This window comes from Salegentibacter salegens, assembly GCF_900142975.1.
GTDB lineage: Bacteria > Bacteroidota > Bacteroidia > Flavobacteriales > Flavobacteriaceae > Salegentibacter > Salegentibacter salegens.
On record NZ_LT670848.1, the window covers coordinates 1,765,795 to 1,788,556 of the forward strand.

Annotated in this window: 14 protein-coding genes and 1 tRNA gene; 6 read left to right on the top strand and 9 right to left on the bottom strand. The window is 36.9% G+C overall.

Translation table 11 applies throughout. The annotated features are described in order from the left end of the window. Position 1: 1 nt before the first annotated feature. Together B5488_RS07995 and B5488_RS08000 are read right to left on the bottom strand one after the other, a co-directional pair. A complete protein-coding gene (locus B5488_RS07995) occupies positions 2 to 7,222 on the bottom strand; it encodes an MBG domain-containing protein (RefSeq protein ID WP_172839997.1) in 7,221 nt (2,406 codons plus the stop codon). 247 nt (positions 7,223 to 7,469) lie between these two features. Continuing rightward, positions 7,470 to 8,708, bottom strand: coding sequence for an IS256 family transposase (locus tag B5488_RS08000; protein WP_079733433.1), 1,239 nt, complete (start codon positions 8,706 to 8,708; stop codon positions 7,470 to 7,472). Between the two features lie 1,041 nt (positions 8,709 to 9,749). On the opposite strand from B5488_RS08000, the gene B5488_RS08005 reads away from it, so the two are divergent. From B5488_RS08005 to B5488_RS08020, 4 genes are all read left to right on the top strand, one after another. Then, positions 9,750 to 11,711: a ligand-binding sensor domain-containing protein gene (locus B5488_RS08005; RefSeq protein WP_079734797.1), complete on the top strand. Its 1,962-nt coding sequence runs from the start codon at positions 9,750 to 9,752 to the stop codon at positions 11,709 to 11,711. 52 nt (positions 11,712 to 11,763) lie between these two features. Then, complete coding sequence (locus B5488_RS08010; RefSeq protein WP_079733433.1) at positions 11,764 to 13,002, top strand: IS256 family transposase; 1,239 nt, start codon at positions 11,764 to 11,766, stop codon at positions 13,000 to 13,002. A gap of 140 nt (positions 13,003 to 13,142) precedes the next feature. Beyond that, on the top strand, positions 13,143 to 14,162 hold the full coding sequence (locus tag B5488_RS08015) for a histidine kinase dimerization/phosphoacceptor domain -containing protein (protein ID WP_079734798.1): 1,020 nt from the start codon (positions 13,143 to 13,145) through the stop codon (positions 14,160 to 14,162). After that, entirely contained in the window at positions 14,155 to 14,823 is a 669-nt protein-coding gene (locus tag B5488_RS08020) for a LytR/AlgR family response regulator transcription factor (protein WP_079734799.1), read from the top strand. The genes B5488_RS08015 and B5488_RS08020 overlap by 8 nt, the downstream gene beginning before the upstream one ends. Positions 14,824 to 15,613: 790 nt before the next feature. Here B5488_RS08020 and B5488_RS08025 read toward each other — a convergent pair. From B5488_RS08025 to B5488_RS08055, 7 genes are all read right to left on the bottom strand, one after another. Next, the gene (locus B5488_RS08025; protein WP_079734800.1) at positions 15,614 to 16,852 is read right to left on the bottom strand and encodes a site-specific integrase; all 1,239 of its coding nucleotides are present in this window, start codon (positions 16,850 to 16,852) and stop codon (positions 15,614 to 15,616) included. A 227-nt stretch (positions 16,853 to 17,079) separates the two neighbouring features. After that, a tRNA-Arg gene (locus B5488_RS08030) sits at positions 17,080 to 17,153 on the bottom strand. 88 nt (positions 17,154 to 17,241) lie between these two features. Beyond that, positions 17,242 to 17,523: an ATP-dependent Clp protease adaptor ClpS gene (locus B5488_RS08035; protein WP_079734801.1), complete on the bottom strand. Its 282-nt coding sequence runs from the start codon at positions 17,521 to 17,523 to the stop codon at positions 17,242 to 17,244. 51 nt (positions 17,524 to 17,574) lie between these two features. Continuing rightward, positions 17,575 to 18,408: a 50S ribosomal protein L11 methyltransferase gene (gene prmA / locus B5488_RS08040; protein WP_079734802.1), complete on the bottom strand. Its 834-nt coding sequence runs from the start codon at positions 18,406 to 18,408 to the stop codon at positions 17,575 to 17,577. 2 nt (positions 18,409 to 18,410) lie between these two features. Then, positions 18,411 to 19,163 (bottom strand): triose-phosphate isomerase, encoded by a 753-nt coding sequence (gene tpiA, locus B5488_RS08045; RefSeq protein ID WP_079734803.1) that lies wholly within the window; start codon positions 19,161 to 19,163, stop codon positions 18,411 to 18,413. Between the two features lie 140 nt (positions 19,164 to 19,303). After that, positions 19,304 to 20,398 (bottom strand): BT_3928 family protein, encoded by a 1,095-nt coding sequence (locus B5488_RS08050; protein ID WP_079734804.1) that lies wholly within the window; start codon positions 20,396 to 20,398, stop codon positions 19,304 to 19,306. Positions 20,399 to 20,447: 49 nt separating this feature from the next. Continuing rightward, positions 20,448 to 20,993, bottom strand: a complete 546-nt coding sequence (locus B5488_RS08055) for a DUF1599 domain-containing protein (protein WP_079734805.1) — start codon at positions 20,991 to 20,993, stop codon at positions 20,448 to 20,450. A gap of 130 nt (positions 20,994 to 21,123) precedes the next feature. Between B5488_RS08055 and folP the strand changes: the two genes are divergently transcribed. Next, positions 21,124 to 21,948 carry a dihydropteroate synthase gene (gene folP / locus B5488_RS08060; protein WP_079734806.1) on the top strand — a complete coding sequence of 275 codons (825 nt, stop codon included), beginning with the start codon at positions 21,124 to 21,126 and terminating at the stop codon, positions 21,946 to 21,948. 37 nt (positions 21,949 to 21,985) lie between these two features. After that, positions 21,986 to 22,759, top strand: a complete 774-nt coding sequence (cdaA, locus tag B5488_RS08065) for a diadenylate cyclase CdaA (RefSeq protein WP_079734807.1) — start codon at positions 21,986 to 21,988, stop codon at positions 22,757 to 22,759. Positions 22,760 to 22,762 lie beyond the last annotated feature (3 nt).

Below are 22,762 nucleotides of genomic sequence, written 5' to 3' on the forward strand. Positions count from 1 at the left end.
CTTATTTTATGATGAATTTGAGTGATTTACGAATATTCTTAGTTTCAATTTTAAGAATATAAACTCCCATTTCAAGATTGTATGGTAAGGCTATGCTTGTACTTTTGTTATTCGATTTCATTTGCTTAATAAGCATTCCGTTAAGATTATGTATTGAAAGATTCATAGTCTCAAGTTCGTCTTTAGGGAAATCTGCTAAAAGTTCCATAGTTCCTCCAGAATTAACCGGGTTTGGTGCTAAAGCAACATTTAAAGAACTCCTTAACTGAATCGCAGAAGTACAGGTTCTTAAAAATTCTCCATCCTCAGTTTCCATTACCACGTAGTAAGAACTATCAGCGTTCAGTTGATCATCAGCATTATTCCCTGCGGAATAGTATTGACCATTTCCGATCACAGACCCATCTTTATACCAACGGTAACTTACAAATTTGTACCCACCATTGGTTTCTGGGTTATTATTGACCAGTAACACATTATTAAACTTCTGAACAACGATATCCTCGAAATTGAAATTCTTCTCTACGGTAATGTTATAGGTTCTTGTAATATTTCCATCTCCAGAAATCACTGTCACCACTTCCCGGTAGATTCCAGGGGCCGGCGTGCTTATAGTAAAACTACTGCTCCGATCGATGGAAGAACCTCCATTTTGTTCAATTTCTATTCTAACCTCATCCTCTGAACTCCCGCAACCAATGAGGTAATATATTTCATCAGAAGGATTAGTATAGGTAGTCCCATTGATAACCGCACTATTCAAGCGGGCCTCACTACCAATTATAGTTAGAGTTCTTACTACAGGAGTGGCCGCTTCGTAGTTTTGGTTTCCTTCCTGAGTAGCTGTAATAGTGATTTGTCCCCCATTTAGAATTCTTACAAATCCTCGAGGACCAACTGTGGCAGCAGGATTTTCGTTCTCATAGGTATAAGAATACATTACCGGTAAGCCCGAAGTTGAAGTTGCATCTAATTGAAAATATTCATCTGTTAGTTGATCTAAATCTTCAAGTTCATTGAAAGTGATGCTTTGCGATGCTTTTTCAATTATCATATTCGCAGTTAGCTCAAGTTCATTATAGTTCTCCTGGCTAATTATTGCGATAACCTCATAGTTTCCGGCATTGGCTTTCCCATTATTCTCGTAACTCACTTCAGCTCCTTCAGGAAGACCGCTTACTTCGATAGTTTTTGTACTTCCATCATACGTAAAAGTATCATCTTCAAAAGTTACTCCCATGATCTCTGCATTTTCAACTACTAAAGTCACCTCCTTAGAAGCAGACAGGTAATTGTCGGTTTCCGCTGAAGTAATAGCGACTCCATAAGTACCGGCATCGGTATAGCCTTGTGCAGGAGTATAAGTTAAAGCAGTTTCTGAATGGTTTAACGTGGCAATAACATTCTTTACAGTCCCATCATAGGTGAAAGTTTGAGTAGCTTCTGCCGTAATTACCGCTTCTGCCTTTTCGATAACAAGATCTGCAGTCAGGACTTTATCGTTATAATTTTCCTGGCTTACTGTGGCTGTTACTTCATAAGTGCCTGCAACAGTTTGATCGTTATTCTCATAGCTTACAGAGGCTCCTTCAGGAAGACCCCTTACTTCGATAGTTTTTGTACTTCCATCATACGTAAAAGTATCATCTTCAAAAGTTACTCCCGTGATCTCTGCATTTACAATTACCAAAGTCACCTCTTTAGAAGCAGACAAGTAATTATCAATTTCAGCTGAAGTAATAGTGACGCCATAAGTACCGGCATCGGTATAGCCTTGTGCAGGAGTATAAGTTAAAGCAGTTTCTGAATGGTTTAGCGTGGCAATAACATTCTTTACAGTCCCATCATAGGTGAAAGTTTGAGTAGCTTCTGCCGTAATTACCGCTTCTGCCTTTTCGATAACAAGATCTGCAGTCAGGACTTTATCGTTATAATTTTCCTGGCTAATGGTGGCAATTACTTCATAAGTGCCTGCAGCTGTTTGATCGTTATTCTCATAGCTTACAGAAGCTCCTTCAGGAAGACCGCTTACTTCGATAGCTTTTGTACTCCCATCATAAGTAAAAGTATCATCTTCAAAAGTTACTCCCGTGATCTCTGCATTTTCAATTACCAACGTCACCTCTTTAGAAGCAGACAGGTAATTATCAGTTTCAGCTGAAACAGTAGTGACTCTATAAGTACCAGCATCGGTATAACCTTGCTGAGGAGCATAAGTCAGTGAAGTTTCTGAATGGTTTAGCGTAGCAGTAACATTCATTACACTACCATCATAGGTGAAAGTCTGAGTAGCTTCTGCAGTGATTGTAGCTTCGGCTTTTTCGATAACAAGATCTGCAGTCAGGACTTTATCATTATAATTTTCCTGGCTTACGGTGGCTGTTACTTCATAAGTGCCTGCAGTAATTTGATCGTTATTCTCATAGCTTACAGAAGCTCCTTCTGGAAGACCGCTAACTTCGATAGTTTTAGTAGCTCCATCATAAATAAAAGTATCATCTTCAAAGGTTACTCCTTTGATCTCTGCATTTTCAATTACCAATGACACTTCTTTAGAAGCAGCCTGGTAATTGTCGGTTTCTGCTGAAGCAACAATTACCGTATAAATATCCGCATCGGTATAACCTTGCTGAGGAGCATAAGTCAGTGAGGTTTCTGAATGGTTCAGCGAAGCTGTAATATTCTTTACAGTACCATCATAGGTGAAAGTCTGAGTAGCTTCTGCAGCAATTACCGCTTCTGCTTTTTCAATAACAAGATCTGCAGTCAGGACTTTATCATTATAATTTTCCTGGCTTACGGTGGCTGTTACTTCATAAGTGCCTGCAGTAATTTGATCGTTATTCTCATAGCTTACAGAAGCTCCTTCTGGAAGACCATTAACTTCTATAGCTTTTGTAGCTCCATCATAAATAAAAGAATCATCTTCAAAAGTTACTCCCGTGATCTCTGCATTTTCAATTACCAAAGACACCTCTTTAGAAGCAGACAGGTAATTGTCAGTTTCGATAGCTGATACCGTAACAGGATAATTTCCCGCATTGGTATAACCTTGTTGTGGTGTATAGATCAAAGTAGCCTCATTATGATTCAGACTTGCTGTTACATTTTTGAGGTTACCATCATAAGTAAAGGTCTGTACCGCATCCGCTGGAATTACCGCTTCCGCCTTTGTAATGGTCAGTGTTGCCTCAAGCAAAGCCGTAGTATAATTAGGTCTTGTTACCTCCGCTGCAACTTCATAAATCCCTGCATTTGTTTGATCGTTATTACTGTAAGACACCGTAGCATCTGTTGCCTGACCTGTAACAACTAGTGACTTCGTTGTAGTATCATAGATAAAGCTTTTGTCAGCAAAAACCAGCTCAGTCTGTGTAGCAGGAGTGATCTCAAAATCACCTGAATCATAAGTAAATATGTAATTTGAAATATCAAAACCAGCAGATCCTGTTGGTGATGAAATAATAAGTTCATCTGCATACATACCCACATCTGCGGTTGTACTTGCATCAATTCCAGTAGCTGATGCAACGCTAACCACATCGATCGACTCTCCGTTTGGCAATACGTTATCACCATCTATATCTTTAACTGTAAAAGCTTTGCCATCAAGCGTGAAAGTATTTCCATAGACCTTGCTTTGTTTTTGAGCAGTAAGTGTTATAGGTCTTGTATTTACAACCAAATCACCATCAGTATAAGAAATCTCGTAGTTAGAAGCATCAAAACCAGCAGATCCTGTTTGCGATGAAATGACAAGTTCATCTGCATACTTTCCCACGTTTGCAGTTGTACTTGCATCAACTTCTGTTGCTGATGAGATGTTAACAGCATCGATCGATTCTCCGTTTGGCAATAAGCTATCACCATCTGTATCCGTAACTGTAAAAGCTGTATCATCAATTATGGAAGTATTTCCATAGACCTTGCTTTGTTCTTGCGCAGTAATAGAGATAAGTCTTGCATTTACAACCAAATCACCATCAGTATAAGAAATGTCGTAGTTGGAATCATTAAAACCAGCAGATCCTGTTTGCGATGAAATGACAAGTTCATCTGCATATGTTCCCACATCTGCTGTTGTACTTGCATCAATTCCTGTAGTTGATGAAATATTAACAGCATCGATCGATTCTCCATTTGGTAATACGCTATCCCCATCTATATCTTTAACTGTAAAAGCTGTATCGTCAAGCGTGAAAGTATTTCCATAAACCTTGCTTTGTTCTTGAGCAGTAAGGGTTATAGGTCTTGCATTTATCACCAAAGTTGCCTCAAGTATCTCTGTAGAATAATTAGGACGGGTTACCGTCGCCTTTACCGTATAGGTTCCCGCATCCGTTCTGTCGTTATTGTCATAAACCACCATTGCATCTTCTGCTTCTCCTGTAACTTCAAGTGACTTCATCTCCCCGTCGTAAGTAAAGCTATTGTTAGCCAGTATAAGTCCTGTTTGCATCGCTGCAATTATTTCAAAATCAGCTGAAGTATAATTTATTAAGTAATTTGAGCCTGCAGTTAAGTTCCCTTGTTGTATAGCGTAATCACCAACATCTTCACCGGCGACTCTGCTTAATGCGCCAGTTAAAATATTTCCATCCTCTCCTGCCACAAATCCTGTGGTGGTATAGGTAAACACGGGATCTTCATTTCCAAAGACCTTGCTCCGATCAGAGTCTGCCGTAACTGTTAGATCAGCTGGACTTATATCTGCCGAAAGTGTGGGTTGTACTAACGTATATTTTGCTGAATCAGGACCAGCTAAACTAAAACCTGTAGTAATTATTGCTATACCTGTATTCACATTTGCACTTGAAAAGTTATATATTGAGGTTCCAGATAGATTAACCTCATCGCCTGCAACAACACCAGTCAAAGCAGCAGTTCCACTAACTGAAGCATCGGTTGTACCGTCATAAATCTTATTAACTCCTGTTAATCCGGGGATAGAAAGTTCAATGCGAGAATCCACTAATACGTTAGCTGTTGCTTCAATATTATTTAAGGTAAGATTTACATCATTTGATGCTGCATCTTGAATAGTACCACCATTTGTTGCTAATGTTCCAACTTCTATTCCATTTGTATCAAGTTCACCAGCTTGAATTGTATATCCAAACACCAAAGTGCCAGTGCCAGATCCACCTTTATATAAAGCCTGTCGAATGTTTGAACCAACTGTAATGGCGAGTTTCGGAGACCCTGTTAAATTTACATTTTCATTAAAATTCACCTCAAAATTCAGATCCTGTCCTACCGCATATGTATCATCGGCTGGAGCAGCTACAGAAGTTACAGAGGGATTAGTAGTATCTACAAAAACAGAAGAAGTTGAACCTACACTATTTAAAATTAAGTTAGCGTTATTCCCAGCAGCATCTTTTATAGTCCCACCGGCTGTTACAAGTGAACCCACTTCGATACCATCATTATCTGTTTCACCAGCTTGTACCACATATCTAAATGCAACTACAGTATTTCCACTTCCCATTATATAGGATGCCTGTCTTGTAACTCCTCCTATATTAATGGCTAGTTGTGGTGTTCCTCCCGTGGTTATAATATCAACAGCTTCACTAAAGGTTATATTGAAGTCAATATTTTGACCTTCTTTATAGCTTCCGTTTGAGGGTACAGCAACACTTACTATTACAGGTGCGATGGCCTCTACCAATACTCCCGTAGTGGTTCCTACACTATTTAAAGTAAGGTCGGCATCATTTGTAGCTGTATCTTTAATGCTTCCTCCATTTGCTATTAAGCTCTCAATGGCAATACCATCATTATCAAATTCACCACCCTGCACCGTATAACCAAAAACTAATGCCGATGTACCAGAACCACTTTGATAGGTAGCCGTACGAGTATTTTCTCCAACAGTAATGCTAAGTTGGGGAGATCCGGTTACGCTTACAATTTCATTGAAATTGACAGTGAATTCTAAGTTTTGTCCAGCAGCATAAGTGGCATTTACCGGAACCGAAACACTTGCAATTACTGGCGCAAAAGTATCTACTAAAACTGAAGAAGTTGATCCAACATTATTTAAAGTTAGATTAGCATTTTTACCTCCAGTATCTTTTATCGTACCTCCATTGCTAGATATTGCATTACTTACGGAAATTCCATCAGTGTCTATATCTCCTTGTTGCACAACATATCTAAATGCTACTATTGTATTACCACTTCCGAGTATATAAGACGCGTATCGTGTAACTCCTCCTATATTTATAGCTAATTGTGGGGTCCCTCCAGTAGTTGATATATCTACAGCTTCACTAAAGGATATATTGAAATCAATATTTTGACCTTCTACATAAGTTCCATTTGCAGGTACCGCAACACCTGTAACTGTTGGAGCAACTGAATTAGAAATTACTGTAGTTGTATTGTCCGTGTCAGTATCCGTACCATCATTGATCACCACTGTAAAGGTTGTGGTCTCTGAGTTAGCACTCCTATTATCTGCTGGATTGAAACTCAAAGCTCTTAAACTACTTTGCAAAGAAGCGGGAGTTCTGCTGCTTATTGTATAAGGACCTGAACCACTTAAACCGGTTCCTGACAAAACCCCTTTAGAATTAGCGTCCAAAGTAATAGTTGCAGAAAGATTATCTCCATCTGTATCCGTAGTGGTAATAGCAGAAAATGGAGCAATGGTGCCATTATCGTTAACCGGCTGGCTTGCTACCGTACCACCTATAACAGGGGCATTATTCGAAGCTCCACTAGTGATTAAGAATTTATCTACAGGGAAGGCAGATGCCCCCCCTCCACTCCTTGTAATAGTAAATCCAGATACTCCTGTCCAATTTAGAGAAACAAGTGTTCTCACATTAGATGTAAAGTTAGCTGCTGCAATTGACCTGGTCACTGTTGAATTACTTCCTCCAGTAGGGGTAAATACCCAGGACCTTCCTGGACTAAACTCTAACGCCTCAAGGCTGATTAAATCTACTGGTGAAGAAAATGTAATAGTAACACTGTTAGTTGTAGAAGATTGCGGCCCGGAAACCAGCACCATAGGACCTCCTTGACCATCGGGGTCAGATACTATGGTATTCGGTGAAAAATAAGTCGCTGTTATGCCTGCTACTGTAATGTTTTGAGAAGGAGGAGTTGAACTTAGATCTGATGGAAAAAACCAGTCAAATACTTCCGTTTGAGAAAAAGATGAAAAGCTAATAAATAGCATGATCACCACTAAGTAGATTTTTTTCATAGGCGGGGGGGGTTTTGTCATATTTACAGTCCTTCTATAAATAAGACATTGCACTAAAAGAATTGTTAAATATTTATTAACGAAAGTATAAAATAAACGTATACGCTGAAAAAAAATGTCGTGAACGGTTACTTTTTTGTCGTGAAAGGAAATGTTTAATAAAAATGGAAGAAAATTCTCACGTTGGGAGTGTTAGCTCAACTCTGTCTGCTTCTTCTCCCGGGGGTACCCCCGGGAGAAGAAAATTTTAGTTTTTCGTTTCATTGGTGGCTAAGTCCAACTCTAGCCGACCTTCAAATTTAATAGCTAATTGTTGAACTACCAAACCCCAGTTCTGCAGTGGGGCGTTCCATTTCTTTTCAATTCTTCTGGTAGCTAGGTAAACCAGCTTCAATAGTGCCATATCATTGGTAAAAGCGCCTTTGGTCTTGGTTACTTTTCTTACCTGCCGGTGAAAAGCCTCTACGGCATTTGTGGTGTATATGAGTTTTCTAATGGGTGCGGTATATTCAAAATAAGCACTCAATCGGTCCCAGTTATCATTCCAGGAACGGATCACTATGGGATATCTTTTGCCCCATTTTTCTTCCAGATCCAGTAAAGCCGATTCAGCCTGGTCTTTGGTGTCAGCCTTGTACACCAGTTTAAGGTCTTTCATAAAATCTTTTTGATCCTTACTGGCCACATACTTCATACTATTGCGGATCTGGTGGACAATACATAGCTGAATATCAGTCTTGGGATAAACAGAATGAATGGCTTCACTAAAGCCCGTAAGATTATCCGTACAGGCAATCAGAATATCTTTTAAGCCACGGTTGTTTAATTGGGTCAGCACCTGAAGCCAAAAATTGGCCCCTTCACTTTCCGAGATATACATACCCAGCACTTCCTTTCTTCCAGCTTTATTTATTCCTAAAATATTATACAAGGCCTTGTGCTTTACTTTGCCTTCTTCGCGTACCTTGAAGTGCATCGCGTCGAGCCATAGGATGCAATATACCGGCTCCAAGGGGCGATCCTGCCATTCCTTAACCTTGGGAATCACCCGGTCCGTAATATCACTTAGAACGTGTGTGGATATCTTGGAATCATACATTTCCTCTATATGAGCTGAGATATCCCGCAGGCTATTGCCCATCCCGTACATGCCTATAATCTGCTTTTCTAAATTATCGGCCAGGATACGCTGGCGTTTCGCTACGATCTCCGGCTCAAAGGTACTGTTACGATCCTGGGGCGTGTTAATGGTGACGTCCCCTTGGCTGCTCTTTAGGGTCTTTTTGCCTTTGCCATTACGCTTATTACCTGCTTTTGAGCCTTTTTCTTCATCGGAAAGGTGCGAAGACATTTCTGCTTCCAGGGCCTCTTCCATAAACTCCCTAAGCATTGGAGCAAAAGCGCCGTTTTTGCCGGTTAGGGATTCTCCTGATAAAAATTGTTTTAATGCTTTTTCCTTTAATTCCTTAATCTCTTCTTGTGTCATAATCTAGTCTAAAAATTTTAATTTAATTTTCAAAGTCTAGACAGACTTGAGATTACACCCTCCTCACGTTTCCGAATATAAGACAATTGTGTTTTTGATCACCAATTTACTGTTGGCATTCAATTCATAAACGCTATAAAAAATAAAAACCTTTCAGCGAACTGAAAGGTTTTAAAATTAATCCGAAAGCATATTATGCTTAACACCTATGTATTTCTATCCCCAAATAAAAATACATTACCAACATGCATAATCGAATTAATCCCCAAATCATATTCTTAAGAAGTTTATAGCTCTATTTTATGAACTATGCTACTAAACTTATCTTTTAGTGATTTTTCGTGATTATTATAATTAATTAAACTTACTTGCTCCTCTAAAAGAGCCTTCTCTCTCCAACTGAGAGAGTTCGATAAATCATTAGCTTGCCCCATTTTATCCAGATTTATTCATAATCAGAGATTATCTTCTCTACACACAATAGATGTGAAAGTACTTTTTCAACATCTTTTAACTTGACTTCGAGAAGTGTGGTTAAAATTAACTTTTCGAATATCCTAAGTACTTACCTTATCAAAACGTATTGAGGGTTGAATATCCCTGATTTACGGTCAAAAGTAGAAAAGAAGGATAAGGCCTTAAAAAAAATGTCGTGAACTGCCCCATTTTTGTCGTGAACGGATATTTTTAAAGAAAATAAAGACATTTTCTATATCCTTTAAACCTGAAAAATTAAAAATAACTAAATTCAACAGCCTAAATCATCTGTTCACATAGCTTTTAAATCACCAGGCACTTCGCTATATTTTTGAAATTTAAATCGGGCTTAGCATTAGAATAAGAAAAAAATCCATAGAATTTTTCTGCGGTAATTATGTGGTTTTAAAATAATAATTAATCGTTATTTTTCTCAGTTCAAGTGAATCCAGGTTATTCATTACAAATGTTTCAGAAAATACTGTTTTTTAAATAATTTTATATTTTTCTTAAAAAAACTATACTGCTTCTTTACATTTGATCTAATATTCTTTAAATCAAAATTTGAAAAAATTATTTTCATTATTCCTTTTACTTTTTTCAGTAACACTTTGGTGTCAGGAAGATAATTCTCTACTAGTTAATAAAAACACCTTTTCATTTAGAGATGGTTATTTAATCTCCCGTCCCTTCCACTCTATCTACGATACAACAGGCTGGCTGTGGATTGTGGGTGAGAACAAGCTTTCGAACGAATATATTTTAGGAGAACAAGAAATAATTATCCAACGTTTTGATGGGGCTCATTTCTTCACGCTAACATTACCGGATACCTCTAATAAAAAAATTAGAGAAGGCCACTTTATTAAAAAGAAAGCCAACGGCCTTTATTTAAAACTATATTACCAGGCAGCACGGGCTGATTTATTTTTTCTCAACACAGAGACCTTAGAGATTAAAGCTGTCAAAGAATATAACGACTTAAACAAAAACTATTTAAATTCTAAAGCTTTTACTGGAGGAGATACAAACCATATTGTGCTTACGTCAAACGAAAAATTTTATAGTGCCATCCTTGATAATTTGAGTTTAAGGTTTATTGATTCTATACCCTTTACAAGACGAGTTGCTCAAACGGTTTTAGCTGATCCAATAACAATGGATGACTTTACACTGATTAAATTACAAACTGAAAAAGAGGGAGTTCTTTTAAATACAAAGGGAAAGTTCATAAAAAAAATAGCGGAAAGTGATTTTGAAACCACGGATGGAATTAATTTTTATCCGACGGTCATACACCCCCCTTTTAAAGTCAGTGATGCCTTTTACACATATGTGGATAACTATAAGAATGCGTTTAAATTCAATAAAGAATTTAACAAATTCGTAGAAGTACCTAATACTGATGGCATTCTTCGCAAAAATGAAGAATTGCAGTTTACGTCAGATTTTAATTATGCTTTCTCAACAGAGATTATGGATGACAATACAGCAATGGAGTTGTATCGCCTTAAAGATTTTCAAAAGGAGTTACTTACTAAAATTAAAGTAAAGAATTTTTCAGAATTCGCTTACAATGAGTTTACAAAAGACCTGGTAGTTCTCAACGAAAACACCTTAGAATCCTATTCTTTTATAAAAGGTAAAATCAAAACTTTTTTAAAAGATAAAAGCGTCCGATCAATTAAAAAACTGAAGGAAAACAAGTATGTCATAGCAACAGATACAGAGGGATTTTATAAGATAGACGTAAAGGAAAACACAGAAGAACGAATAAAAATTCTATCAGATACTACCGAGCTAAACATTAATTATTCCAGGGATATTTTCAATGGAAAAGACAACAATCTTATTATTGCGGAATCTAATAATCTATATACGCTGAATTCAAATTATGAGGTAGTCCAGGATAAAACGATAAAAATACATAGTGGAGAAATTGTAAAACTAAAAGACACTCTGTTTACGGCAGATCCAAGCGGTGGCATTTATAAATACAACCTTAAAGAACATAGTTATATTAAAATTGCAAAGACAGACACTATACAAGTGAAGGAGTTTGCTACAGATGGTTCAAGACTCTATGCAAACACCATCCAGGGAATTTTCGAATACGAAAATGGCAGCTTTAATATCTATGAATTTAAAAATGTAGAAACAGATGATTTGTTGTCCATAAACTATCTGAATGATTACGGCATTATAGTTTCTACGAAATTTGGTGAAATTTATACGTTTGATACAGCAACTAAAAAATTAAGCCTGCTTTACAAAGATGAATTAAACGCTTCCATAGTTGGTTTGGTTGCAGATGATACACGTACTTTATGGTTAAATACGTATGCAGGAATTGTTTCTTTCGATCCATCCTCTGAACAAATTATTAGATATACTACCAAAGATGGAGTTTATGAACTTAAAGGTAATAGTTTCAGTACCTATAAAGATGAGCAGGATGGCAGTATTTTAATGGGGAGTTACAAAGGTCTTAGCTATTTTAAGCCTGAAGAATTGGTGAGGGTGTAATCTCAAGTCTGTCTAGACTTTGAAAATTAAATTAAAATTTTTAGACTAGATTATGACACAAGAAGAGATTAAGGAATTAAAGGAAAAAGCATTAAAACAATTTTTATCAGGAGAATCCCTAACCGGCAAAAACGGCGCTTTTGCTCCAATGCTTAGGGAGTTTATGGAAGAGGCCCTGGAAGCAGAAATGTCTTCGCACCTTTCCGATGAAGAAAAAGGCTCAAAAGCAGGTAATAAGCGTAATGGCAAAGGCAAAAAGACCCTAAAGAGCAGCCAAGGGGACGTCACCATTAACACGCCCCAGGATCGTAACAGTACCTTTGAGCCGGAGATCGTAGCGAAACGCCAGCGTATCCTGGCCGATAATTTAGAAAAGCAGATTATAGGCATGTACGGGATGGGCAATAGCCTGCGGGATATCTCAGCTCATATAGAGGAAATGTATGATTCCAAGATATCCACACACGTTCTAAGTGATATTACGGACCGGGTGATTCCCAAGGTTAAGGAATGGCAGGATCGCCCCTTGGAGCCGGTATATTGCATCCTATGGCTCGACGCGATGCACTTCAAGGTACGCGAAGAAGGCAAAGTAAAGCACAAGGCCTTGTATAATATTTTAGGAATAAATAAAGCTGGAAGAAAGGAAGTGCTGGGTATGTATATCTCGGAAAGTGAAGGGGCCAATTTTTGGCTTCAGGTGCTGACCCAATTAAACAACCGTGGCTTAAAAGATATTCTGATTGCCTGTACGGATAATCTTACGGGCTTTAGTGAAGCCATTCATTCTGTTTATCCCAAGACTGATATTCAGCTATGTATTGTCCACCAGATCCGCAATAGTATGAAGTATGTGGCCAGTAAGGATCAAAAAGATTTTATGAAAGACCTTAAACTGGTGTACAAGGCTGACACCAAAGACCAGGCTGAATCGGCTTTACTGGATCTGGAAGAAAAATGGGGCAAAAGATATCCCATAGTGATCCGTTCCTGGAATGATAACTGGGACCGATTGAGTGCTTATTTTGAATATACCGCACCCATTAGAAAACTCATATACACCACAAATGCCGTAGAGGCTTTTCACCGGCAGGTAAGAAAAGTAACCAAGACCAAAGGCGCTTTTACCAATGATATGGCACTATTGAAGCTGGTTTACCTAGCTACCAGAAGAATTGAAAAGAAATGGAACGCCCCACTGCAGAACTGGGGTTTGGTAGTTCAACAATTAGCTATTAAATTTGAAGGTCGGCTAGAGTTGGACTTAGCCACCAATGAAACGAAAAACTAAAATTTTCTTCTCCCGGGGGTACCCCCGGGAGAAGAAGCAGACAGAGTTGAGCTAACACTCCCGAATTGGTTGAAAAAAATCTCGATTTTCAACCTCAATTTACGTCAATTTCATTTTTCAATTCAGATAAGGGTCACTGGATGATCAATACATCCCCTGGCTTTTTAAAGAACACCAGCGAGATCGTACTGCCTTCAGAATACAGACGATTTTCAGCAACAATTTCTGTTTTAGGGCAGACAAACCCTAAAGATATTAAGTACCGATTTCGTTTATTAAATTCCGAAAGTGATAAACAATGGTTTACCACCTTTCCTGGAAAAGAACTTTTATATGCAAATTTAGCAGCAGGAACGTATGTATTACAAGTTGAAGCTTTTAATATTTCTAAACAGAGATTAGGAGAAAGGATCAGTCTTAAAGTAATTTCGGAAGAAGTTTTTTATAGAACCTGGTGGTTTGCATTACTACTCTTTCTTTCTGCTTCCTTAACTATTCTGTATTTGTTTTATCAGTATAAAACAAAACAGGAGCTATTTGCAAAAAATGAAATTGCTTTAAATGAGGCCAAAACTAAAAATACTATGATGTTAGAAATTCATCATAGGATTAAAAATAATCTTCAAATTGTTTCCGGACTACTTGGCCTCCAGATGGCAAAAAGCTCTAATAGAGATTTAAGAGAAAAATTGCAGGATAGCCAAAGCAGGATAGAATCCATAGCAGGTATACATAACCTGTTATATAATTCAAGCAACCAGGATCTTATTTCTGTTAGAGAGAATATAGAAAAAAGTGTTGCTTACTACAAAAAGCTTTTTCCTATTAATGCAATGTACCATCTAGACGTAGACGGTTCCATATTAAACATCAAACAAGCCACCCCTTTTGCTCTTTTACTGAATGAATTAATAAATAACTCAAATAAACATGCTTTCCAGGAAACAGAGCACCCGGAAATTTTTATAAAATTTGAAAAGCGGGATAACAGGTATTTATTTGTATATTTTGACAATGGCAGTTTTAAAAAACAAGAGAGTCAGAAAGAGTCCATGGGTATGAAGATAATAGAAATGATGAACAAGCAATTAAAAGGAGATTTAAAGATCGAAAACACTAGTAATTTTAAATTAACTTTACTTTTTCCCACAAATGAATAGCATACAAATCTATATTTTAGAGGACGAAATAATAACCCAGGAGCTTCTAAAACAGACGTTGGAGGATCTAGGTTTTACAATTTGCGGGATGGCAACAAATGCAGAAACAGCGCTCTCCGAGATTGCCCTTTTAAAACCGGACATTGCTATTTTAGATATTAGAGTAGAAGGTCCCCAATCCGGGATATGGCTGGGAAATCAGTTAGATATTCCCATCATCTATTTAACGGCTTTTAATGATGTAGACACCATAAAGAAAGCAATTGCTACAACACCCACCAGTTATTTGGTGAAACCTCTTAATAATAAGGATTTATATATTGCGGTTGAATTGGCTGTAAGTAAAATAAAAAATAAGTCGCAAATCATTGTAAAGGATAAAGACAAAAAAGTTATCCTTTCTGAAGAGCAGATTTTATTTGCCAAAAAAGAAGATCAATATCTAATATTACATTTAAAGGATTCTGAAAAATTAGTAAGGTCCAGTATTAAAGATTTTTTGGATCAGATGAATTCTCCTTCATTTTTACAGGTACATCGTTCTTATGTAATCAATAAAGATTGTGTCACTGCATTTAATAATAAAGAAATCATCATTAATAACAGCAGAATTCCACTATCAAAAAGCTATGCTAAAGAAATTTTAGAAGAAATTTCTTAACCTTTTTGTAGTCCTAAATTAATTGCGACATTAAAGACTTTTGGTAGAGCAAAATAAACTTTCTGGCCAAAGTTTGGTATGTTTAGTCCGATTGGCCGTTTAATTATTTTTGGGACAAAAATGCATCAAAGCTTGTTCAAGGCTAAGGCATAACTTGTCTCCTACCTGTTTCCTACTAGTCCATTTTTTGGAGTAGTTAAATTTATCCTTATTGTATTATAGTTTCAAAAATTGGTCACCCAATATAATTTGTCTGAAATGATATTACTATCTCCCTGAAAAAGTATTTTCTCTCCTCAAAGCACTGAAGTTACAAGTAATAGGGAGATATTTCTGATTGTCTATCAAAAATTTTAGACACTTACTCCACTGAATCTGAAAAGCAAATAAATCTTTATTTACAGTAATTATTCTAGTTTTAGAATTTTAAGCGATTCTGTACCACTTCAAAATAAAAAAGGCTTCACATTTCTGTGAAGCCTTGTCTTTGCTAATAGAGGGAACTGGACTCAAAGCAATGATCTTGGGGTTTCGAGAAATGCCATATTCAAATTATTAAACTCAGTAATCGAGTTTTACAGATGGGATATCCCTTCTTATCATCAAATTGTCAACTAACGATTATTTATAAATCAAATAGCATCAAATGTTACATTATTACACTTTTACTGGCCATTTAAACCATGTCTGTTAATTGAATTTAAAAACACTACCAACTTCATTATCTCCTACTAAGCCTTATGAACAGAATTGATCAAATGCCTACTGCTAGATTTTATTTAAACTATAATTAAAAATTAGGCTTCCAATTCCTAAGCTTCTTACTGAGTTCAGACATATCCTGACTTAATTTATCTTCGAGCACTCGCGCATATATTTGGGTAGTGGCTATTTTCGTATGCCCCAAAAGTTTAGACACAGTTTCAATTGGCACCCCGTTGGAAAGAGTTACAGTAGTAGCAAAAGTATGCCTGGCCATATGAAAGGTCAGATTCTTCTTGATATCACACAGGTCAGCTACTTCTTTTAAATAAAGATTCACCTTAACATTAGTTATAATAGGCAAAAGACTTTGGCTTATTTCTGTCATTGGATGATCGTCATACTTTTCGAGTATCTCTAAAGCTTTGTCCAGTAAAGGAATCTTAACTTTGGTTTTAGTCTTATTTCTGGATGTGAATATCCATTTCTGACCGTCCAGACCCTTCCTAACATTATCCTTGGTTAGATCATTGATATCTGTAAAGCTGATTCCTGTATAACAGCTAAAAATGAATAAATCCCTCACTCTATCCAAACGATCATTATGAAAAATAAAATCTTCGATTTGTTTCAATTCACTAAGATTAAGGAAGTCTCGTTCCTTTTTTTGGAAAGTAGGTTTCCATCGTATAAACGGATCCTTTTCAACCCATTCCATATGAAAAGCAAGAGTTACTATTTTACGAAGTCTCTGTAAATGCTTCATCACTGTATTATGGCTCATTGCATTTACATGGCCCTTAGGCCAATAATTAAAAAGAAAGTTCGCAAAATCATTGATGAACTTATAATTAAGTTCATTAAGGTAAATAGTGGTCGTCTTAAGTTCTTCGTTTAAGAATTTAAGAACGTATTTCTCTGTAACACCGAAATTACGGATGGTTCCTTTGGTAAGCGTTTTCTCAATCTTTTCCTTGTGATATTCTAAAATATCTAACAAGGTTTTATCTCTAGGCCCTTCGCCTAAAAAATTTGATTTAAGAAGGTCTGCGGTTACTTTTTTATTCTGGAACCTTAAGTCCTGGTAATTCTGAAAAATCTTTGTTCTGGTCTCCGAAATGAGATTATTAGCCTCCCTAGCTTGTTTAGAATTACCATCGACACGTTGTGTTGAAGGATCCCAAAGATCGAATGGAACTTTAGATTTTAAACTAATGTTTACTCTACGGCTATCTAGAGAAATTCGAACGTAGAGATTTGTTTGATTGTTTTTCACTCTGGACGCATAAACCCAGAATAAGATAGAAAATGTTTTAGAAGTACGCATAGGTATCGTCTTTAAATTAATATTCAGTTAAGACGAAAGTCAAACCCACAAAAAATTTAAGCTACTGGTAATCAAACTGTCAACATGTTGACAGGATAAATTTTATGTTGACGATTTGTTAGATATTAAATATAATAAAAGTCTCTCTAACAAAAGCTCTAAAAAACATAAAACCCTGTAAATCATAGCATTTACAGGGTTTTGATATCATTTTAATTCTCTAAAAGTGACCTTGCCAGGATTCAAACCTGGAACCTCCTGAGCCGTAATCAGGTGCGCTATTCAGTTGCGCCACAAGGCCATTAAATTATTGCTTTTCCTAGGTGGTTAAGCGGCTGCAAATATATTATTATTTTTATAATCTGGAAAGAATCTTTTACTTTTTTAGCCTAAACTATTTCTGCACTTAATCCTTCTTCTAATAGTTTTGAGCACCTGGGCTTTAATTCTTCAAAAGAACCTGTTTTTACTGTGCATTTTCCTTTGTAGTGAACTAAAATAGCACATTGCTCGGCCTGCACCGCGGTATGTTCACAGGCGTAAATTAGGGTTTCTATTACGTGATCAAATGTATTGTAATCGTCATTATAAAGTACGATCTCATTTTCCTTCTGCGTGGTGGTTTTTACCTCTTCTAATACTTCTTCTAATACTTCTTCTTTAGTACTCATCTTCATTTTACAATTTTAAAGCATCAAAGATACAAATTATCTATAAATTGCTTATGCTGAAAACTTTACAGCAACCCAGTTACTTCTTTCAAAATGCTCTATATAAGTTAGCCCCAGTTCTATACAGGCTTTTTTAATCACCGGAATATCCTCTTCATAAAATCCGCTTAAGAAAAGATCACCCTCTTTTTTTAGGCAGTCTACATAAATTGGCAAATCCCGAAGTAAAATATTTCGGTTAATATTGGCTAGGATCATATCATATTTTCTATCCTGAAGAAGCTCGGCTCCACCCTCTTCTACATTTATATTGTCGCAATCATTCCTACCCACATTTTCCAGGGTATTTTGATAACACCAATTATCAATATCTATTGCATCAACAAACTTAGCTCCTTTCAGACTTGCAAGAATTGCCAGTACGCCAGTTCCACAACCCATATCAAGTACGGTCTTATCGTTCCAGTCGTTTTTTAGAATATGCTGAATCATCATATGCGTGGTGGCATGATGCCCGGTGCCAAAAGACATTTTTGGCTCGATCACAATATCAAATTCTGTATCAGCTTCCGGATGAAACGGGGCTCGCACGCTGCAAACATCATCTACCATAATAGGGCTAAAATTCTTCTCCCATTCTTCGTTCCAGTTCACCTGCTCTATTTCTCCTTTGGAATAATTGATTTGAAAATCCTCCGATTGTAATATATGAACCCCTGCCAGGAGATCATCTTCATACTCTTCGGCAGGGATATAGGCTATAATGCCATCTTCTTCTTCAACGAAACTCTCGAACCCCAAATAGCCAAGCTCTGCCACCAGGATTTCTGAAGCAGGCTGTAGCGGCTCTATTTTAAACTTGAATTCAAGATAATTAGAAGACATAATTAAAAGGCATTTACAATTTCAACAAAATCTACCGCTTTAAGGCTGGCACCACCAATAAGTCCGCCGTCCACATCTTTATTTGCAAAGATCTCTTTGGCGTTCGCCGGTTTTACGCTTCCACCATAAAGGATAGAAACATTTTGAGCGATTTCATCATTAAATTTTTCTGAAATATTCTTTCTTATAAAAGCGTGCATTTCCTGTGCCTGTTCCGGCGAAGCAGTTTCTCCTGTTCCAATGGCCCAAACCGGCTCGTAAGCTAGTACCACGTTTTTCCAGTCGGCATCTGAAATTTGGTATAAACTTTCCTGAAGTTGTTTTGCCACAAGATCAAAATGTTTATCGCTTTTCCTATCAGCCAATTCTTCACCAAAACAGAAAATAATTCGCATTTCATTTTTAAGTGCTGCGTTTACTTTTTCGGCTAAGATTTCGTGGTTTTCTCCAAAATGTGCACGACGTTCACTATGTCCTAAAATCACGGTATTAATACCAATACTTTTAAGCATTTTTGCTGAAACTTCTCCTGTATAAGCTCCGTTTTCGGCCTGATGCATATTTTGCGCAACAACCTGTACCGGCGTATCTTTTAAACCTTGAAAAGCTGAATATAAATTCGTAAAAGCCGGTGCTACCATAACTTCGGCCTTAGGCTCTTTTACCAATTGCATTTTTAGATGTGAAAGCAACTCCTGCGTTTCAGCAAGATCGTTATTCATTTTCCAGTTTCCGGCTACTATCTTTTTTCTCATAATTTCTTAGTTGATTTTAATCATTTCCGCGGAAAAAAATCCGCACTCCTACAAATATATCGATAAGTATAAACATAGCTGCGCCTAAGCCGACTGAAGATTGGCTTTTTACCAATATTTTAAAAAAACTTAAGGATGATTTATAATTTTATATCCTCAGCATCAAACCAATGCTTTTTCTGGGTAATTGTGCCTTTTTCTAGAACCAAAAGTCCGGGGTTAGATCTTACAATTGTTTGTAAAACCTTTTTATCTACCTGGTAAAATTCAAAATTAAGCTTGAATTTGTTGCGAATTTTCTGCTGATTTGCATCATTTGAAGCGGTTAGACCAACTATTTTATAGCCATTTTCATCAGCTTCAGCGGCAAGTTTCTGAATGGCTTTAAAACCTTCCTGTTCGGTATGGCTTAGATCGTAAGCGACTATCATAAAAAGCTTTTCGGCATCAAGAACCTTATCGGTTATAACCTCGCCGTTATCTTCAATTTCGAAATCCTGAATTGGGGGCACGTAACCTTCTTCTACCATAGTAGTTTCCACTCCCACAAATTCCCCTTCCTGGCTTGGATAACTTCCATCGGTAGTTAGCGTCACCTCTTCGCTATTATGTAGAAAAGTCCATTCATATTCATAAACTCCTTTTTGAGCATCTTCGGGAACTTCCATCAATTCTTTGATGTTATTTCCAATTTTATAAGCTCTAAAATCAAAAACCGGTAAATGCATCAACACGTGATAGGCAAACCAAAAAGAAAGCATAAAAGATAAAAAGATGATCCAGCGATGTGAAATTGGGTTTAAAACTGGAGCGATGAGTTTTCTATTAAAGAAAAGTATGACTATTAAAACTAAAAGAATAACATCTTTTATAAAAGACTGCCAGGGCGTTAAGGGTATCGCATCTCCAAAACATCCGCAATCTGTCACTTTATTGAAATAAGCCGAATAAAATGTAAGAAAAGTAAAGAAAACAATCATTAACAGCAGGCTCCAAACTGTGAATTTAGGCAGGTAACCTATTAAAATCATAATTCCCACCACAAGTTCAAAAACCACTAAAATAATGGCAATCACCAGGGAATAAGGAACTAAAAACTCAAGCCCCAGGACTTCCGGACTAAAATATTCCTGGAGTTTATAGGAAAATCCCAGCGGATCGTTGAGTTTTATAAATCCTGAAAAAATAAATAATACTCCAACGAATATTCTGGAAAATCCTACTAATAATTTCATGTTTCTTTGTTTAAAAAAATAATTTTATTCTCTGAAAAGTTATGAAAAACTATGCTTCACCTTCCATCATTAAAATCATTGCGAAAATCGAATAGTTTATCATATCCTGATAATTCGCATCAATCCCTTCACTCACCAGGGTTTGCCCTTTATTATCTTCAATTTGCTTAACCCGCAATAATTTCTGAATAATAAGATCTGTTAAAGAACTTACTCGCATATCGCGCCAGGCTTCGCCATAATCGTGATTCTTATTCATCATTAAAGCCTTGGTTTCAGCTATTTTTTCGTCATAAAGTTCAGTAGCCTCTTCTACACCAAGATCAGGCTGGGCAACCACTCCTTTTTCCAACTGGATTAAGGCCATTACCGAGTAATTGATAATCCCAATAAATTCAGATTTTTCGTCTTCATCTACTTTTCTCACCTCATTTTCCTGAAGTTTGCGTATTCGCTGGGCTTTGATAAAAATCTGGTCGGTAAGTGACGGCAGCCTAAGAATTCTCCAGGCGCTTCCGTAATCTTTCATCTTATTAATAAACAGGCTACGGCAGGTGGCTACCACCGCGTCATACTGTTTTGAGGTATTCTGCATAAAAGAGATCTAATTTCCGTAAATTTCGTGCAAATATTTTAGATACTAAAACCGCATATTATAATTTCTGAAGCAAGGTTTAATAATTGAAGCTTTTTTCTTCGGAATATTCAATCAAACTCTCGCAAAAATGACCATAAATTGCAAAGGCGAACTTATAGATCTTAGCACTCCCAAAGTGATGGGAATAATTAATACCACCCCCAATTCTTTTTATGCTGAAAGCCGAAAAACTTCGGAAACAGACATTCTGAAACAAGTAGAACAAATGCTGATGGATGGCGCCAAATTTATTGATATTGGTGGTTACAGCACTCCGCCCGGCGCCCCTAAAGTTGAAGAAACCGAAGAGCTAAAACGCGTTCTACCAGCGGTAGAAAATATCCTGAAACATTTTCCGGAAACATTAATTTCTGTAGATACTTTTAGGGCAAAAGTAGCTGAAAAAAGCATTGAAGCCGGGGCAGCAATAATCAATGATATCTCTGCCGGAAACCTGGATCCCGAAATGATGAAAACAGTGGCAGAATACCAGGTTCCTTATATTATGATGCATATGCGCGGCACGCCACAAACTATGAAAGACCTGAATCAATATGACGATCTTTTGCAGGATATCTTATTTTATTTTTCAGAAAAAATAAGTGAGGCGAGAGCTTTGGGAATCAATGATCTTATTGTAGATCCCGGCTTCGGATTCGCCAAAAATATACAGCAAAATTTTGAATTGCTTTCTAAAATGGAACTCTTTAAAACTTTGGAATTACCAATTCTCGCCGGACTTTCACGAAAATCCTTGATCTATAAAACTTTAAATACAAGCCCGCAGGAAGCTTTAAATGGCACTACTTTTTTAAACAGCATCGCTTTAAGCAAACGCGCTTCTATTTTAAGGGTGCACGATGTAAAAGAAGCGGTAGAATGCACTAAATTATACACAGAACTTAGTAAGTAGCCGCATATTTTCTATTTTTACACAAAACCCCGCTAATTTGGATATAATAAATCTTCGTTTTCTCGATGTTCTCGATATTGTATTTGTAGCCTTACTACTGTATTATTTATACAAGTTGGTAAAAGGAACGGTTGCGGTAAATATCTTTATCGGGATCGTGATCATTTACCTAATGGGAAGCCTTACGCAATTGCTGCAAATGGAGCTTTTAAGCAGCGTTCTGGGTGAATTTATTGGCGTGGGAATGTTTGCCTTGATCGTGGTTTTTCAGCAGGAAATAAGGAAATTCCTTTTAATGATTGGTTCAACCAATTTCACTCAAAAAGGAAAATTTTTTACACAACTTCGGTTTTTAAAAGGCGATTTAGAAACCAGCACAAATGTAGACGATATCATTTCCGCTTGTGAAATTATGGGCCAGACTTATACGGGCGCGCTAATTATTATTCAGAAAAACACAAACCTGGATTTTGTGAAAAATTCTGGGGATGATATGAATATAGAGCTTAACCAGCCCATTATAGAATCTATTTTCTATAAAAATTCACCGCTTCACGATGGTGCGATGGTAATAGAAGATAACAAAATTACCGCTACCCGGGTTATTTTACCGGTTTCTAACGACAGGTCTATTCCGCTAAGATTTGGACTTCGTCACCGAGCCGCTGTTGGTATTACTGAAAAAACTGATGCGCTCGCCCTGGTAGTGAGTGAAGAAACCGGACAAATTTCATATATAAGAGACGGGGAATTTGTAATGTTTGAAAGTACAGATGAATTGATTGATAGAATTAAAGAAGATCTTTTATAATTC

What these genes read in the sequence shown, in the direction of transcription:
- B5488_RS07995 (WP_172839997.1), bottom strand. Translation starts at nt 7,222, where the DNA reads ATGAAAAAAATCTACTTAGTGGTGATCATGCTATTTATTAGCTTTTCA.
- B5488_RS08000 (WP_079733433.1), bottom strand. Translation starts at nt 8,708, where the DNA reads ATGACACAAGAAGAGATTAAGGAATTAAAGGAAAAAGCATTAAAACAA.
- B5488_RS08010 (WP_079733433.1), top strand. Translation starts at nt 11,764, where the DNA reads ATGACACAAGAAGAGATTAAGGAATTAAAGGAAAAAGCATTAAAACAA.
- B5488_RS08015 (WP_079734798.1), top strand. Translation starts at nt 13,143, where the DNA reads ATGATCAATACATCCCCTGGCTTTTTAAAGAACACCAGCGAGATCGTA.
- B5488_RS08020 (WP_079734799.1), top strand. Translation starts at nt 14,155, where the DNA reads ATGAATAGCATACAAATCTATATTTTAGAGGACGAAATAATAACCCAG.
- B5488_RS08025 (WP_079734800.1), bottom strand. Translation starts at nt 16,852, where the DNA reads ATGCGTACTTCTAAAACATTTTCTATCTTATTCTGGGTTTATGCGTCC.
- B5488_RS08035 (WP_079734801.1), bottom strand. Translation starts at nt 17,523, where the DNA reads ATGAGTACTAAAGAAGAAGTATTAGAAGAAGTATTAGAAGAGGTAAAA.
- prmA (WP_079734802.1), bottom strand. Translation starts at nt 18,408, where the DNA reads ATGTCTTCTAATTATCTTGAATTCAAGTTTAAAATAGAGCCGCTACAG.
- tpiA (WP_079734803.1), bottom strand. Translation starts at nt 19,163, where the DNA reads ATGAGAAAAAAGATAGTAGCCGGAAACTGGAAAATGAATAACGATCTT.
- B5488_RS08050 (WP_079734804.1), bottom strand. Translation starts at nt 20,398, where the DNA reads ATGAAATTATTAGTAGGATTTTCCAGAATATTCGTTGGAGTATTATTT.
- B5488_RS08055 (WP_079734805.1), bottom strand. Translation starts at nt 20,993, where the DNA reads ATGCAGAATACCTCAAAACAGTATGACGCGGTGGTAGCCACCTGCCGT.
- folP (WP_079734806.1), top strand. Translation starts at nt 21,124, where the DNA reads ATGACCATAAATTGCAAAGGCGAACTTATAGATCTTAGCACTCCCAAA.